The organism is Bacillus sp. 11B20 (assembly GCF_056098985.1).
In genome coordinates this window covers 340859-355877 of the sequence record NZ_JBLZWZ010000005.1, presented here as the reverse complement: position 1 = coordinate 355877, position 15019 = coordinate 340859, and the positions used below count along the sequence as shown (strand labels likewise).

The 15019-nt window shown below is 41.5% G+C and carries 17 protein-coding genes and 1 riboswitch; of the genes, 6 read left to right on the top strand and 11 right to left on the bottom strand.

Going from position 1 to position 15019, the window contains the following annotated elements; translation table 11 throughout:
* Positions 1–94 precede the first annotated feature (94 nt).
* Positions 95–244, top strand: a complete 150-nt coding sequence (fbpB, locus tag ACN6NB_RS02360; protein ID WP_064498175.1) for a Fur-regulated basic protein FbpB — start codon at positions 95–97, stop codon at positions 242–244.
* A gap of 97 nt (positions 245–341) precedes the next feature.
* On the opposite strand, the gene ACN6NB_RS02355 is transcribed toward fbpB, so the two are convergent.
* The 8 genes from ACN6NB_RS02355 to ACN6NB_RS02320 form a co-directional block, all read right to left on the bottom strand.
* Complete coding sequence (locus tag ACN6NB_RS02355) at positions 342–677, bottom strand: hypothetical protein (RefSeq protein ID WP_008359528.1); 336 nt, start codon at positions 675–677, stop codon at positions 342–344.
* Positions 678–794: 117 nt separating this feature from the next.
* Positions 795–1562 carry an ABC transporter permease gene (locus ACN6NB_RS02350; protein ID WP_039176696.1) on the bottom strand — a complete coding sequence of 256 codons (768 nt, stop codon included), beginning with the start codon at positions 1560–1562 and terminating at the stop codon, positions 795–797.
* Positions 1540–2466 (bottom strand): ABC transporter ATP-binding protein, encoded by a 927-nt coding sequence (locus tag ACN6NB_RS02345; protein ID WP_058837371.1) that lies wholly within the window; start codon positions 2464–2466, stop codon positions 1540–1542. The genes ACN6NB_RS02350 and ACN6NB_RS02345 overlap by 23 nt, the downstream gene beginning before the upstream one ends.
* Before the next feature lie 127 nt (positions 2467–2593).
* Positions 2594–3835 (bottom strand): dicarboxylate/amino acid:cation symporter, encoded by a 1242-nt coding sequence (locus tag ACN6NB_RS02340; protein WP_058837370.1) that lies wholly within the window; start codon positions 3833–3835, stop codon positions 2594–2596.
* A 76-nt stretch (positions 3836–3911) separates the two neighbouring features.
* A riboswitch (cyclic di-AMP (ydaO/yuaA leader) is annotated at positions 3912–4045 on the bottom strand.
* Between the two features lie 63 nt (positions 4046–4108).
* Complete coding sequence (locus ACN6NB_RS02335) at positions 4109–5131, bottom strand: AI-2E family transporter (protein ID WP_039176691.1); 1023 nt, start codon at positions 5129–5131, stop codon at positions 4109–4111.
* Between the two features lie 198 nt (positions 5132–5329).
* Entirely contained in the window at positions 5330–6598 is a 1269-nt protein-coding gene (gene dctP / locus ACN6NB_RS02330; protein WP_039176689.1) for a C4-dicarboxylate transporter DctP, read from the bottom strand.
* A 124-nt stretch (positions 6599–6722) separates the two neighbouring features.
* Positions 6723–7406 (bottom strand): response regulator, encoded by a 684-nt coding sequence (locus ACN6NB_RS02325; protein ID WP_260775320.1) that lies wholly within the window; start codon positions 7404–7406, stop codon positions 6723–6725.
* On the bottom strand, positions 7403–9022 hold the full coding sequence (locus ACN6NB_RS02320) for an ATP-binding protein (RefSeq protein WP_039182991.1): 1620 nt from the start codon (positions 9020–9022) through the stop codon (positions 7403–7405). Before ACN6NB_RS02320 ends, ACN6NB_RS02325 begins: the two co-directional genes overlap by 4 nt.
* Before the next feature lie 67 nt (positions 9023–9089).
* Between ACN6NB_RS02320 and ACN6NB_RS02315 the strand changes: the two genes are divergently transcribed.
* Positions 9090–10187 carry a TRAP transporter substrate-binding protein gene (locus tag ACN6NB_RS02315; protein WP_260775319.1) on the top strand — a complete coding sequence of 366 codons (1098 nt, stop codon included), beginning with the start codon at positions 9090–9092 and terminating at the stop codon, positions 10185–10187.
* A 26-nt stretch (positions 10188–10213) separates the two neighbouring features.
* Here the strand turns inward: ACN6NB_RS02315 and ACN6NB_RS02310 are convergent, their stop codons facing one another.
* Positions 10214–11044 carry an EcsC family protein gene (locus ACN6NB_RS02310; RefSeq protein ID WP_041089179.1) on the bottom strand — a complete coding sequence of 277 codons (831 nt, stop codon included), beginning with the start codon at positions 11042–11044 and terminating at the stop codon, positions 10214–10216.
* A 156-nt stretch (positions 11045–11200) separates the two neighbouring features.
* Here ACN6NB_RS02310 and ACN6NB_RS02305 point away from each other — a divergent pair, with 156 nt between their 5' ends.
* From ACN6NB_RS02305 to ACN6NB_RS02290, 4 genes are all read left to right on the top strand, one after another.
* Positions 11201–11461, top strand: coding sequence for a GlsB/YeaQ/YmgE family stress response membrane protein (locus ACN6NB_RS02305; RefSeq protein WP_039176683.1), 261 nt, complete (start codon positions 11201–11203; stop codon positions 11459–11461).
* 222 nt (positions 11462–11683) lie between these two features.
* Positions 11684–12961 (top strand): Nramp family divalent metal transporter, encoded by a 1278-nt coding sequence (locus ACN6NB_RS02300; protein ID WP_144516568.1) that lies wholly within the window; start codon positions 11684–11686, stop codon positions 12959–12961.
* Positions 12962–13032: 71 nt separating this feature from the next.
* Positions 13033–13602 carry a GNAT family N-acetyltransferase gene (locus ACN6NB_RS02295; RefSeq protein WP_064498177.1) on the top strand — a complete coding sequence of 190 codons (570 nt, stop codon included), beginning with the start codon at positions 13033–13035 and terminating at the stop codon, positions 13600–13602.
* A gap of 98 nt (positions 13603–13700) precedes the next feature.
* Entirely contained in the window at positions 13701–13964 is a 264-nt protein-coding gene (locus tag ACN6NB_RS02290; protein WP_058837367.1) for a hypothetical protein, read from the top strand.
* A gap of 40 nt (positions 13965–14004) precedes the next feature.
* On the opposite strand, the gene ACN6NB_RS02285 is transcribed toward ACN6NB_RS02290, so the two are convergent.
* Positions 14005–14229 carry a hypothetical protein gene (locus tag ACN6NB_RS02285; RefSeq protein ID WP_059376056.1) on the bottom strand — a complete coding sequence of 75 codons (225 nt, stop codon included), beginning with the start codon at positions 14227–14229 and terminating at the stop codon, positions 14005–14007.
* Positions 14230–14311: 82 nt separating this feature from the next.
* Positions 14312–15013 (bottom strand): endonuclease V, encoded by a 702-nt coding sequence (locus tag ACN6NB_RS02280; protein ID WP_144490931.1) that lies wholly within the window; start codon positions 15011–15013, stop codon positions 14312–14314.
* Positions 15014–15019: the final 6 nt, after the last annotated feature.

The window sequence follows — 15019 nt, the reverse complement described above, 5'->3', positions numbered from 1 at the left end:
TTTGTATAATGGAGTTGCTAATTGAAAATGATTATCAATTTCATCTATGTGAAATCCTATAGACGGTCATTCTAATAAAGGAGCGATGAGTCACATGTCTAAGAAGAAGATCAAAACCTATCAGCAATTGATTGAAGAGAACAAAAAGGCGATCATGCGCGATCCTCAAATGATGGAAAGTATATACGAAACCATCGACAAAAAACACCAGAAGCAGCTTACAGCTGCTGGGCGTGAATCATAACTACAAGAGGAGCAGTCATCACTGGCTGCTCTTTTGTCTGCTTCAATAAAATAAAAAAGCCGATAAAATCTGTTATTCGATTTTATCGGCTTTTGTTTTAATGTGATTTCGCTACACGGTCCTGCTTCATTCCTAAATAAATGAGCATATATGTGAGATAACCCATTGTCATCGTTAAACCACCGAAGAAAAATTGAGAAAAGACTGGTTCCTCAAATGTTGTAACGGCAGCAAGAATGATCCAGCTCGCATATAAATAAACCATGAACCATTTCATGTTTCTTTTAAGTGTATACAGAAAGAAAAGACCGGCTAACGAAAAGATCCCCAGCGCTAGTCTGAAATAAACAAGATGATCAAACTGGAAGGCAAAAGACACAAACGAAAACGACAGCAGCAACAAAATTGGTAAAGCCGTAATGAAATTTTTCACGATAGTGCCACCTCCATGACTCCTTCTTATTATAAGACAAAATCAGCCGGTTATCGTGAAATACAGACTCGTTTTCACAAAGATGTCACGAATTTTTCTTGTTATTTGACACAATTTTTACACATTTACATCACGTTTCCAAAAAAGAATCCAAGCCGATCCAACAAAGAAAACAAAATGCGCCCCCACTATAAATAGAGAAAACAAAAGGCTCATCCCATGAAAAGGCGGCGGTCCTTGAAAGCTGTACTGAGTAAAGTCCGTATTCGCAAAAAGAAGGATTTTCCCCCACTGATTTTCTAAGAGCGACATGATCGGTACAAGTGATTTCGCCGCATATAAAACAAAAAACGAGGTCACAAGTGCAACAAGACTGTTTCTAAACAAACTGGAACACATAAAAGCAAAGCTTGCCATCATGACCACTTCCACCCACTGAGATCCAATGACGGCAAACGTATGCTGAAATAATTGCCCCGTTCTTTCATCAAAATCAGTACCGAAGAAAATAAGACCAAATAGAAAAGCTAACACATAATAAAAAACAAACAAATAAATGACTGTCAGCAGAAGTGTGATGTATTTTGACAGAAAAATGTGCAGTCTTGTTTTTGGCCTGATCAATAAAAACTTGATCGTCCTTTTCTGAAACTCTGTTGAGATCAAGGTCGCGCCAATAACGACAGCAAGCACCTGTAAAATAAACACGACATTCGTGGAATAAGCAAAATAGTTTGCGACTGTGTCTTGTCCACCAAAGCTTGATATGACTCGTTTCAAGGTGAGAGCCATTGCTAGTTGAAATACAACGATCAACCCAAGAGCAATGAATGTGATTTTTTTCCTCATAATTTTCTTATGCTCATTTTTGATGAGGTTCAGCATCTGTCTTCCCGCCTTCCGTCCATTTCATAAACGCCTCTTCAATTGATTGCTTTTGAGGCGTCATTTCAAGTACATCAAACCCCGCCAGCACAAGCTGTTTGTTTAGCTCTGGCACACGTTCTTTGTCCAGTTGAAGCAGTACACGCGCTCCGTCTCGTTCATATGTATACTCCTGTGCGTCAAGCCATGAAACCGCCTTTTCTACTGGCTGAATATTCATCAGCACCTGCTCTTTCCCTTCCATATCAAGGAGATGAGTGCTAGCTTTGATCTGTCCCTTTTGAATGATGATCATGCGGTCACATAGCTCCTCTACCTCATGCAATAAATGCGTCGCAAATAATACGGAGGTTCCTTCTTCCTTTACGAGCATTTGCAAGTGCTCCCGGAATTCCTTCATGCCTGCAGGGTCTAGCCCATTTGTCGGTTCGTCTAAAATGAGCAGGTTCGGCCGATGCAAAATAGCTTGTGCAATCCCAAGCCTTTGTTTCATCCCTAGCGAATACGTCTTGACCTTCTGATGAATGGCATCCTCCAGACGAACTCTTTCCACTACTTCCTGAATGCGTTCCTCCGTCACCCCGTCGTGCATCGCTGCATACATTTCAAGGTTTTCAAAGCCTGTTAAATACGAATAAAATTCTGGGTTTTCTATGATTGCACCAACAGATGACATCGCCTGGAGAAAGTCCTCATCTTGTGAATATCCATTGATCATGATGCGGCCATTGTTTTTTTTCATCAAGCCAACGATCAATCGAATCAAGGTTGTTTTTCCAGACCCGTTGGGGCCAAGTAATCCGACAATTTCTCCCCGCCCAATTTCCATAGATATATCCTGCAAGATCATTTTCCGGCCAATTTGTTTGTCGACTTTCTCTACTTTTAAAACAGCAGACTGCAAAGTGGTTCCTCCTTCTGATGTAAAGCCTATGGCGGCAGTTACGACCGCTCATCCTGTAAAAAGTATATCACGCTAGACAAATCAATCCATGAAAAAAAGGGCTGATCCACTCAGCCCTTCTTGCTTATTACAGTGATAAGTTAGGTGTCGGCGCTTCTTTTTCATGTTTCTTTTCGGTTTCAGAAACAATCACCGCACATGCTGCGTCACCTGTAATATTCACTACGGTCCTTGCCATATCTAATAAGCGGTCTATGCCAAGGATCAGCGCTATTCCCTCAACAGGAAGATTCACGGAATTTAAAACCATGGCCAGCATGATGAGCCCTACCCCTGGCACGCCTGCTGTACCGACACTTGCTAATACAGCCGTTAACACAACCGTCAGCATTTGAACAAGCGTCAGTTCAACCCCATATACTTGAGCGATAAAAATGGTCGCAACACCTTGCATAATGGCCGTTCCATCCATATTAATAGTTGCACCAAGCGGCTGCACAAAGCTTGAAATCGACTCTGGTACCTTTAAACGCTTTTGCGCTGTTTCCATTGAAACCGGCAGCACTGCGTTACTGCTTGATGTACTAAATGCAACAACCATCGCCGGGGAAAATCCTTTAAAGAATTCCATCGGATTTCGTTTAGCTAAGATCGCAACGGTTGAACCATATGTCAGGAAGAAATGCAGGATGAGCGCAATTAACACGACCGAGAAGTAAAGTCCCATCGCTTTCATGGCATCCAGCCCCTGACTGCCGATGGCGGTTGCAATTAAACCGAATGTCCCGTATGGTGCAAATTTCATCACAACACCGACAAGATACATCATTAATTCATTTCCTTGTTCAAACAGCTTTAGCAAGCCTTCCGTTTTTTTACCGAGCATGGCGATGCCAAGACCTAAAAATACACAGAAGACGATAATTTGAAGCATATCTCCTTCAACTAACGATTGGACTGGATTGGTTGGAATAATGTTGAGTAGTGTTTCTGCCATTGACGGGGCTTCCTCTGCGGAATAATCAGCTGCTTTTGTATCAAAATTGCCGAAGGCTCCCGGCTTGATTAACACAGCTAATGAAATACCAATGATGATGGCAAAAGTCGTAGTGAGCAGGAAGTAAGTAATGGTTTTTGCGCCGATTCTGCCTAGCTTTTTCGGATCACCAAGGCCTGCTACACCAAGCGTGATCGAAAAGAATACAATGGGCACAACCAGCATTTTAATCAGATTTAAGAAGATTTGACCTAGAGGTGTAAATAAATACGGATCTAACACTTTGAATACATTTGGAGCAAAAAGGTTAAGCAGCAATCCTGTGATGGCACCTACAAACAAGGCAATAATAATTTTCGTCGCCAGCTTCAATAAAATCTCCCCTTCCTCGTCAAAAAGCCCACGAGAGAGTCTTCTCGTGGGCCTGCGTGTCCATACGTGTACCACTGTCTACTCTCTTCACGCTGATGAGGTTAGCTGACGGGTTAGGACGAAGAGATGTCCTTTTTTCTCAGATAAGAAAAATTCACCCCAAAAACTTGGGTCCCCCATTCCTTTAGAAGGATTAAGCGTGTGGTAATATGATATTTTCATACCATTTATACCTTATTTTTAGAAAATTGTAAACAGGTTCATATGAACTTTTTAATTACTTTCTTCCCTATTTGTGACCTCAAGAATATCTAAAATAAACACAAAGATTGGGATACCGATAATAAGTCCCCAAATGCCAATATAGTGTTCAGAGAAGATCAGCACAATAAACGTGAAGAAAATAGGGAGTTCTGTTTTAGCTGACATGAGCTTCGGATTTAAGAAATAAGCTTCAATGGCATGGATAATCACGATCACCAGCACAATATAGAGGACATACATTCCGCCTCCAAGTGTATACGCAATGATGCTGAGTGGAATAAGAGAGATAACCACACCCGCTACTGGGATTAAGCCTAGCAAAAAGACCATGACCGCTAAGCCAAATAACTGCGGGAAACCCATAATGCCCAGCGCAATTGTCGTTAGCACACAATTAACGGTTGCAATAATAAACTGTGCTTCGAGTACTTTTCCAAACGTTCGGGAAAATTTACGTCCAAAGAAGGCAATTTCATGATAGAACACGGAGATTTTACTCGTTTTGAACTTGTTCATAAATTGAATGAGGCGTTCCTTTTCGAACAGGAAGAACATGCTTAATATTAAGGACATAATGACCTGGATACTGAACGTGCTGAAATCTGTTAAGTATGTATAGAGGAAATTAAACCCTTTCTCAAAGAAAGCTGATATTTTGAAATCACCAAATACGTTCGTGATGACGTCAAAGAAGGGTAAATCTTGTGGATGATCTGCGATTTTCTTTCCTAAATGGAATAGCTGCTCCACCTGTTTGGCGATGATTGGTACAAAAACGAAACCGCCAAATGTCAAACCACCAGCCAGAAGAATATACAAAATAGTAATGACCGATTTCTGTCCTATTTTCAGGAAGCGATTTAAAAAGCCTCTAATGACCTCTTCTAACCGATTCATCAAAAAGGTGAAAATGAAGGTCAGAAGAATTAAATTCATCATTCCTCTTAATAGATATAATGCTGTAGCTAATACTACAAATACTAAAAACCGCTTAACACCGGGTTTTTCGAACAATTTTAAAAATGCCGCCATTACGTTACACACCTGCCAGGACTAAAGTCTATTTTTCATCGTATCTGATATACATTATATCGGATCTTTCTGTAAATTATATAATAAAAGGTCAACGAGGTCTTACGATTCGTAGTCATTTTATTGATTTTATTTTTTACACAAGAAAAAACCGAACCTATGTAGAACATAAGGTTTCGGTTTTTGGTTGTTTTTATACTAAACAGCCTGCTTCATATTCCGCATTTCCTGAAGTGCTGTTTTGCTCTTCGATTCGTCAAATTCACCTTCACTCTTCGCGACAACAATTGTTGCGATTCCATTACCAATGAGGTTTGTGATGGCTCTTCCTTCGCTCATGAAGCGGTCAACCCCAAGTAGCAGTGCAAGCCCCTCTAACGGAATGACCTGAAGTGCTGCAAGTGTAGATGCAAGCACGATAAATCCGCTTCCTGTCACCCCAGCAGCTCCCTTTGATGTCAGCATCAGAACAAGGATAATCGTGATCTGCTGACCGATGGACAGGTCTACACCAAACACTTGCGCCAAGAAGACGACGGCCATCGATAAATAGATTGAAGTTCCGTCTAGATTAAAGGAATAGCCTGTTGGAATAACAAGACCAACAACAGACTTAGAGCAACCGTAGCGTTCCATTTTATCCATCATTCTTGGCAGCACAGATTCTGAAGAGCTTGTGCCAAGAACAATCAAAATTTCATCCTTGATGAATCGCAGATAACTGAACAGACTAAAACCATACATTCTACAAATGATGTTCAGCACAACAAAGATGAATATGAACATCGTCATATAAACGGAGAGCATCAGACTCGCGAGCGGTTTAATCGATGCTAGCCCAAAGTGTCCGATCGTATAGGCCATTGCCCCAAATGCACCGAGCGGCGCAGCACGCATGATATATCCAATGATTTTAAAGAAAACGAGTGAAAGCTTATCAAGCCATTCGATGATGCCTTTCCCCTTCTCGCCAAGTGCAGCGAGCGCAACACCGAATAAAATAGAGAAGAATAAGACCTGTAAAATATCACCCTTTGCGAAAGCATCTACCATGTTAGATGGCACGATGTGTGTGACAAATTCCATCCAGTCGATGCCCTGTCCGCCATTTTGGGTATATTGTGAGACATCCCCTTTTTCAAGCTTGCTATAGTCAAGACCTGCACCTGGCTTCATGATATTCACAACAAAAAGACCGATGACCAGAGCAAGTGTCGTGACGACTTCAAAATAAATAAATGCTTTCCCCCCAACTTTTCCAACCTTTTTCATATCCCCCATCTTGGCAATACCAAGAACAATGGTTAAGAAAATAATTGGTGCAATGACCATTTTAACGGCATTGATAAAGGTATCACCAAGCGGCTTCATTTCTTTTCCGACGTTTGGCCACACCATCCCGACAATGATCCCGATGATGACAGCTGCAATCACCTGAAATGTCAGGTTCTTCAAAAGCCTTTTCATAAAAAATCAACTCCCTCACCCTTTGATGTAAACGCTTAACTATTATCTGTAGGTAAATGATAGCGATTTCATCAAAGACTGTGAAGCTTATGGACATATCGTACATTTTGGTCTTTTTGGTCTCTTAGTCAGAATGTACGATATATTTATTCACGGGTCGTCCTACCCCGCCATATTGCATATCTAATTTCAGCTCGCCTTCTTTTACGAGGAAGTCTAAATACCGGCGTGCCGTGACACGGGCAATGCCAAGTGCATTGGCAACTTCCTCCGCAGACTGTGCGCCTTCCTGCAAGCCCATATACGCTTTAATTTCGTTCATCGTATGCACATTCAGCCCTTTAGGAAGCCAAGTATCTTCCTGCTTAACAACAGGCTTTCGTATGATATCATCGAGCATCTCCTGAGAAAATTCTGCAGCGGTTCGAATTTTTGATTTAAACGCCTTATAGCTTTCAAGAGATTCCTTCATTCGTTCAAATTTGAATGGTTTAATAATATAATCCCGCGCACCATTTTGAAGCATGATGCCGATGGTCTCTTTGTCCTTCGCTGCTGAAATCACAATCACATCCACCTGCATCTTCTGTTTTCTGATGTCTTGCAGCGTTTTGACGCCATCCTTTTTTGGCATATACACATCAAGTACCACGAGATCTGGACGAGTCTCTTTAATCAACTGGATGCCCTGCTCCCCATTTCCTGCGACAGCTGCTACTTGAAAGCCAGGAACACTCATAATGAATTCTTTATTCACTTCTTGCACCATCGGGTCATCTTCAATTAACAGCACCTTAATCTGAGTCATCTGTCTCTCTCCTCTATGGTCATTGGGAATTCGATTGAGAAGGTGGTACCAATGCCGATGCTTGATGTGACTTCTACATTTCCCATCCCTTTGTCGATAATCGTTTTTACAATATACAGGCCATAGCCTGTTCCGCCCTCTTTGCCGTGTGTGAAGCCTTTATCGAAAAGATAAGGAATTAGTTCCTCTTCGATTCCGGAGCCATTGTCTTCAATTAAAATCGCGAGGACATCCTCCGTTTGATCGATGCTAATGGAAATGACTTTTGTGTCTCTTTCTACAGTATCATACGAAGCAAAGGCGTTCTCAATGAGATTTCCGAGCAGCTTTGTCATATCATGCTGATCAAGCCGCTCAGGGAAATGACGGAGACTGCTATGTTCATCTACTTCGACCTTGATGCCAAGCTCCTTGCCCCTTCTGATTTTACTCATCAATAATCCTGCGACCGCATCATGCTGAATGACGCGATGAAGAAAGTCCGTCACATGTTCCTGCTCCTCTGTCGTTTGAAAGGCTAGATCGAGCGCCTGATCGGCTTTACCAAGCTGAATCAGCCCGGCAATCGTATGGAGCTTATTCATATGTTCATGGTTTTGCACCCGCAAACCGTCCACAAAGTTTTTAACCCCTGTGAGCTCTTCCGCCAATTTTGCCGCTTCCGTCCGGTCCTGAAAAATGGCGACCGCTCCGATGATCTTCTTTTTCATCACAATCGGAATCCGGCTGCTCATGATCCGCTTTCCGCTCATATGAATTTCTTCATTGTAGACGGGTTCTGCGCGATCGATGATCTCAGGAAGTCGTGTATCAGAGAGCACACCCCAAATATTCTGGCCCACGACATCACCTGTCACGCCAAAAATCTGCTTCGCCTTCTCATTAAAAATGGTGATCATGTGCTGATTATCAATGGCGATGACCCCTTCATTAATAGAGTGAAAGGTTGCAGTACGTTCCTCTAGCATTCTAACAATCTCATGCGGCTCCAGCTTAAACATTTGCTGTTTAATATGGCGGGCGAGCAAAAATGAACCTACAAGCCCAAAGCTGAGCGTCAGCAGGAGAATCATGAGGATATCTCGCTTCATTTCTCCTAATATATCTGCCATACTTGGCAGGGTTCTTCCTACAAGCACAACCCCTGTTTGATTAAATTGATCATCCTTCACTGGATAAAAAGCTCTGATGGCTGTTCCAAGCTCTCCCTCTGCTTCTGAGAAATAAATATGCTCTGCAAAAGCCGGCTCTTCATCTGTTCCTTCTGAGCGCTGGCCAATCCTTGTTTTTACTGGATGCGTTAATCTCACATGATCCATATCCATCACGACAATATAGTCAGCGTCTTGAATAATCCGAATTTCTTCGATTGCATGCTGTAATCGATCACGTTCCTTTGTCTGATCAGCTAACGCCTGCTTCACCTCATTCATTTCTGCCACAGTTCTCGCCGTGTTCATGAGTCTCTTTCGAAGCTCCCGTTCCTCTGTTTGCTGAATTCCCCCAACAAGGACAATCCCTCCGATTAAAAGGGCGAAAATGACAACGAAATATGTGAGGATGGTAAGCTTCCATCTAATAGATAATTGTTGTAATTTCAATCGATTTCTCATCATTTTTTCACCTGTATCTTTACGAATTCTTCCTCTGTCAAGTATGCTTGACATAAGGGGGATCTGACGCATGAAGAATTTACTCGCTTATACGCTATTACTCATGATCGGTTTTGTAACCGCTTTATACTTTGGCTTTTATCATATGATGCCAAAATCAGCGACAATCTTTGATGATGAACAAACCGGACTGAAGGACCAGCTTGTGTTCAAATTCAGTCATGTCGTGGCAGACAATACACCTAAAGGACTTGCTGCAAAGAAATTTGCTGAGCTTGTGCACGAAAAATCGGATGGAAAGATCAGCATTCAAATTTTCTCCAACGGGAGCCTTTATTCTGATATTGAAGAAATTAATGCACTCAAAGAGAATCAAGTTCAATTTATCGCTCCGTCTACCTCGAAGCTCGGCATGCTGTCTCCTGAGTGGCTGGCACTTGATCTTCCCTTTGCTTTTTCAAATTACAACGCGGTTCAAGAAGGCCTGCACGGTGCAATTGGCCAAAGGTTGTTTGGCACGCTGCAAAAAGATGGATTAAAGGGAATGGCTTATTGGACAAATGGCTTTAAGCAAATCACCTCAAATAAAGGACCCATCAAACAGCCGGCTGATTTAAAAAACCAGTCTCTCCGCATTATGCAAAGCGACATGATTGAAAAACAATTTAAACTTCTTGGTGCAAAGCCCTATCAGGAATCATTTAATTCAACGTTTCAGCTATTAGAAACCAAAAAAGTAGACGGTGAAGAAAATACCATTTCAAATATTTATTCAAAAAAATTCTATCATATACAAGACTATATGACGATCAGCAATCACGGGTATTTAGGCTATGTGGTCTTAACAGATCAATCCTTCTTTGACCGACAGACACCCGAAACGAAACGAATTTTACTTGAAGCCATGGAAGAAACAACAGCTTGGAATGAAAAGCATGCAGAACAGATGAACAAAGATCAGCTGGAGGACATTAAACGTGAATCGCCGATTGCCATTCATGAATTGACGCCAGCTGAAAGACAAAAATGGATGAAAGCCCTTGATCCTTTGTATGACGAAGCCGAAAAAACGATTGGCTCCACCCTCATCAAACAGATCCGCGAACTTCGTGCACGTTATGAACACTCACCTATTCATGCTTATCAGGAAGAGGATGAGAGCAAATAAAAAAATCCCTTTGATAAGGGATTTTTTTATGCGCCGGACTCACTCTGTTCTTGCTCGGTGAGCTCTTCTAATCTTGTTAAAATTCTTCGCTTTCGGTATTGCATCATGCCTGTTTCGGCAATTCCTTTTAATTGTGAGCGGTTCGAAACGGCACCAAACAAAATCCCAGCGATGGGCACAAGCTGAAACAGTTTCTTCCAGCCAAACGAATCTCGGTAATTATAGACAACCTCACGCCACCCTTGGATTTGGGAAATCATGTTTTCATGCTTCCCTTCAGATGCATGATAGCTTTTCAGCTCTTTTAGAATCGATTTCTTTCCAACGACATCCGCAGAGTTCAACTGCAAGCATTTAATGATGAAGACCCGCTCCTCTTTGTTTTTAGGATCATAGCCATAGGTGACGGCAATATCCTGTAATGTTTTCAGAGAGAGACCGAGTACCGCAGGAATATCAGCGGCTAGTGTAAACATTCCGCCAACACCAGTTGTCGCTCCTTGTACTGTCGCGAGATTTGTTCTGTTTTTCCCCATATGCTCACTAATGGCATCCATCATTTCGATTGGGGCCTTTCCAATATCCTCTATGCGCTGAATGGATTCATCGGCACACTTCTTTTGAAATTGATGAATGATGCCTTTTTCCGATGTCAAATAGGCACCGCCGGATTGAATGTAATGGCCCATTTCGTCTAGCAGTACACCGATTTTTTTCTGAATAAAAGCAGGCGTCAGCTTGTCCAGCATTTGAAATGGAAGACGGCTGAGTTTCTCCCAAAACCATACCTTTTGCTGGTCTTTCTCCCACTTTTCAATCTCCTTTAATTGTGCTTTTAGCCATTCTCTTTCCTCCATGTCATATGCCTCCTTAGATGCCGCTGAAGTATTTGTCTGTTATTATACACAATCCTTGTCCATCATACGTATAGAACATTGAAGCGGTTCCGAAAGGTTTTAATCTTTTTCAAAACGGTTATTGCTTAATAAACAAACAAAAGAGGAGTGATCAACATGTTAGGATTTCTAATTTCATTGGTTGTGGCGATTGTCATCGGTCTCATTGGGAGTGCACTCGCTGGAGGCAGTGTACCAGGAGGATGGATCGGTTCAATGATTGCCGGACTTGTAGGCGCTTGGATTGGTCATGGATTACTTGGAACGTGGGGTCCTAGTTTGGCAGGCTTTGCGATCATTCCAGCGATCTTAGGAGCAGCAATCTTTGTCATTATTTTAAGCCTGATCTTCCGCAGCGTAGGATCAAGGGTATCTTAAAAAAACGAATAACAGAGGAAGCAGTAGGGACACCGTCTAAGGGGCGGTGTTTTTTATGTTGCGCGTTGACAAGGTATCTATTTTTTTCACTTACATATGATAAACAAACCTATTAGTTCAGATAGTTGACTTTTCATGAAGATGGGCATATGATGATTAAAAATTGCATGAAGGAAACTTTTTGTGCCCAAGCAAAACTTTGTAGAATCTAGGTGATGACATATGACAAACAAATACATCGAGGCACAAGCACACATGTCAGCGGCAGCTGAGCGTGCACTTGAAGGAAAGGTCAAAGGATTTAGAAGGCTTCTTCCTTTTCTAGGCCCTGCTTTTATCGCTGCCATTGCATATATTGATCCAGGGAATTTTGCCACCAACATTGCCGCTGGCTCCAAATATGGATATCTCCTCTTATGGGTCATTCTCATATCAAATCTTATGGCTTTGCTCATCCAATCCTTGTCTGCAAAGCTTGGAATAGCGACAGGTAAAAACTTACCTGAAATCGCACGTGAAGAGTTTCCAAAACCTGTATCCATCGGTTTATGGATTCAGGGCGAACTCGTCATTATTGCCACAGATTTAGCTGAGTTTATTGGAGCGGCACTTGGTTTATACTTGCTCTTTCGGATTCCTTTGCTTGAAGCATCTATTATTGCAGCCATTGGATCATTTGCGATTTTAGAATTGCAAAGACGGGGATATCGCGCATTAGAAGCTGGCATTACAGGCATGCTCTTCGTTGTCGTGATCGCTTTCGCCGTGCAAACCTTTGTCGCCAAGCCAGATATGGCAAGTGTCGTAGGCGGGCTTTTCATTCCAAAATTTGATGGCACAGATAGTGTACTGCTTGCAGCTGGAATTTTAGGTGCCACTGTGATGCCGCACGCGATCTATTTACATTCAGCATTAACCCAAAGAAGAGTCGTCGGCAGAACAGAAAAGGAGAAAAAACAGATTTTTCGCTTTGAGTTTTTCGATATCCTCATTGCGATGTTAGTTGCTGGAGCCATCAATGCCAGTATGTTGATTGTGGCAGCCGCTCTATTTTATAAAAATGGTCTCTTTGTTGAAGATCTGGATGTTGCGTTCCAGCATTTTAGCACACTTGCAGGTCCTGTATCAGCTATCTTATTTGGTGTAGGCCTGCTTGTAGCCGGACTATCCAGCTCTTCTGTCGGTACATTGTCAGGCGATATCATTATGCAGGGTTTTATTCAATACCGCATTCCACTGTATGTCCGCCGGCTGATTACCATGATTCCCCCTATTGTGATCATTGCATCTGGGGTGAATCCGACATCAGCACTTGTGATGAGTCAGGTGGTCTTATCATTTGGTATTGCCTTTGCTTTAATTCCGCTCATTTTATTTACAAGTAAAAAACGAATTATGGGCGAATTGACGAATGCCCGCTGGGTGACAGGAATATCTTGGGTGATAGCAGCTCTTGTTGTCGCACTCAATCTCTTTTTAATTGTAGATACGTTTATGTAAAAGACAGTCGTGATGCTGTCTTTTTCTTTTCATATGGTTATGGTAAAATTCCCCTGAGAGGATGTGGGCACATGTTTTTTTATCAAGATCAAGAGATATCCATGCGGCTGCTTGAGCCAAGAGACGCAAGAAGTCTATATTTGCTCATCCAGCGGTCAAGAGAGCATTTACGTGAATGGATGCTTTGGGTGGATTCAACACAGACAGAGGAAGACAGCATGGCGTTCATTCAAGGCGCAATGCAGCAAGCCTTGCAGAACAACGGTTTTCAAGCGGGCATCTGGTCACATGGAGAGCTTGTCGGGATTATTGGCACCCACCAAATTCATTGGATCAACAGGACTGTTTCAATTGGCTATTGGCTCGGAGAAGGCTATCAAGGAAAAGGCATCATGACAAAAGCATGCAAAGCAGTCATTCAATATTTATTTGAAGAATGTGGACTGCACCGCATTGAAATCAGGGCTGCTGTTGATAACCAGAAGAGCAGACGCATCGCAGAACGATTATCCTTTTCGCTTGAAGGCATTTTGAGACAATGTGAATGGCTGGGCGATCGCTTTACGGATCATTGTGTATACGCGCTCTTGCAGCCTGAATATATGAAAGAAAAAACGCATTATATGAATCAATCCACTTAATTGTGTCGATTGCATGAATTATTTTACAAAGTGAAGCTTTGTGGTATCCGTTGCGATCAGCATCTGATAAAATAGAAGGAAAAATCGAGGTATGAAGTATGTCTCTTATTATTTTATTTTACTTATGGATCGTCCCTTTATTATTTGGTATTTTCTTCTCATTCTTAACAAAGAAAGCCACCTACAAACGCCGCTTTGTCCCATCATATAGCATGGCAGGACTCAGCATTGTTTTTCTCATTCTGGCACTTGTCTTTTCAGCCAGCCATTTTCTATTCATTTGTGGTATGTTCCTATTTGCCACAACCCTTGTCGGCACAAGCATCCCTTTATTTTTAGCCTTTACAAAAACACCATCATAAACAAAAACCACCTTTTTGCAATGGAAAGGTGGTTTCTTTTTTATTGATTTGGCATTCTGTAAGTCACGGTGGCATCTTGATTGGCTTCAATTGTTTTCACAATGTCTTGTAGGATCTCTGACGCTCGATCATTTGAGTCATACTTGCCGAGAGTCTTTACCCAAGTATCGCCTCCTGCGATCATTCCTTCAATCTTTTTGCCGGTTACTGAGACTTCGTGGACATGAACGAAACTTTGCTGGTTTTGTGCGAAAATCCATAGCATGGTTATAACTCCTTTTATTTTTTGATTGAATGTCGTTAGCCCTTTTCAATACAGCTAAAAAATGTGCTATGTTACACTTCCCCTATTCTTTTGTTAATAACTCTTTTCGAATAGCATGTGTCTCAATATCTGCAAACCTTACGGGTATTGGTAATCTACTGTTTTTATCAACAAGTTTCATAATAATTTTTGTAGTTGTATCTAAATCAATCCAATTCCCACATGAAATAAAAATAGGCTTAACATTCACTCTGGTTCTGAGCGCTCTTCCATATATTTCGTTATTTATAATAATATCTGTGTATGCATTTGTTTTATTTTGGGGCATGGTAAAATCTATACCATTAATTTTCAAATAACTTTTTGCGACTCCAATGGTAGGTTTATTTAAGAAGAAAGACGCCTGTGTAGCAATGCCCATGTGTCTATAATGTAAATAACCATTTCCATCAAACATATAGACGTCTACTTGTTTCGTCAGTTTTTTTACTGCATCTTTAATTAATGGCATTTCACGAAAAGCAAGAAAACCTGCTATATAAGGAATCCTTATTTCTCCATGGCTATGCACTTTTTCTATGATTTTTTTTTCTATCAAATCATAGACGACGATACAACAAACACCGCTCGTTTTTCCATGCATATCAAAATAAGCTACATCTACACCTGCAATAAACCTTATGTTCTCAAGTTGAAAATTATTTTTCAATTGCACTTTAGGCAAGAGCGCTTTTTGTTCACTTTTAAATTTTTCTAATAAATCATTTATTTCATCATTATGCATAAGATC

Bases quoted from the DNA above. Each gene is read 5' to 3' on its own strand.
- fbpB (WP_064498175.1), top strand. From the start codon at position 95: ATGTCTAAGAAGAAGATCAAAACCTATCAGCAATTGATTGAAGAGAAC.
- ACN6NB_RS02350 (WP_039176696.1), bottom strand. From the start codon at position 1,562: ATGCTGAACCTCATCAAAAATGAGCATAAGAAAATTATGAGGAAAAAA.
- ACN6NB_RS02335 (WP_039176691.1), bottom strand. From the start codon at position 5,131: ATGGCGGCATTTTTAAAATTGTTCGAAAAACCCGGTGTTAAGCGGTTT.
- dctP (WP_039176689.1), bottom strand. From the start codon at position 6,598: ATGAAAAGGCTTTTGAAGAACCTGACATTTCAGGTGATTGCAGCTGTC.
- ACN6NB_RS02325 (WP_260775320.1), bottom strand. From the start codon at position 7,406: ATGACTCAGATTAAGGTGCTGTTAATTGAAGATGACCCGATGGTGCAA.
- ACN6NB_RS02320 (WP_039182991.1), bottom strand. From the start codon at position 9,022: ATGATGAGAAATCGATTGAAATTACAACAATTATCTATTAGATGGAAG.
- ACN6NB_RS02315 (WP_260775319.1), top strand. From the start codon at position 9,090: ATGAAGAATTTACTCGCTTATACGCTATTACTCATGATCGGTTTTGTA.
- ACN6NB_RS02310 (WP_041089179.1), bottom strand. From the start codon at position 11,044: ATGGAGGAAAGAGAATGGCTAAAAGCACAATTAAAGGAGATTGAAAAG.
- ACN6NB_RS02305 (WP_039176683.1), top strand. From the start codon at position 11,201: ATGTTAGGATTTCTAATTTCATTGGTTGTGGCGATTGTCATCGGTCTC.
- ACN6NB_RS02300 (WP_144516568.1), top strand. From the start codon at position 11,684: ATGACAAACAAATACATCGAGGCACAAGCACACATGTCAGCGGCAGCT.
- ACN6NB_RS02295 (WP_064498177.1), top strand. From the start codon at position 13,033: ATGTTTTTTTATCAAGATCAAGAGATATCCATGCGGCTGCTTGAGCCA.
- ACN6NB_RS02290 (WP_058837367.1), top strand. From the start codon at position 13,701: ATGTCTCTTATTATTTTATTTTACTTATGGATCGTCCCTTTATTATTT.
- ACN6NB_RS02285 (WP_059376056.1), bottom strand. From the start codon at position 14,229: ATGCTATGGATTTTCGCACAAAACCAGCAAAGTTTCGTTCATGTCCAC.
- ACN6NB_RS02280 (WP_144490931.1), bottom strand. From the start codon at position 15,013: ATGCATAATGATGAAATAAATGATTTATTAGAAAAATTTAAAAGTGAA.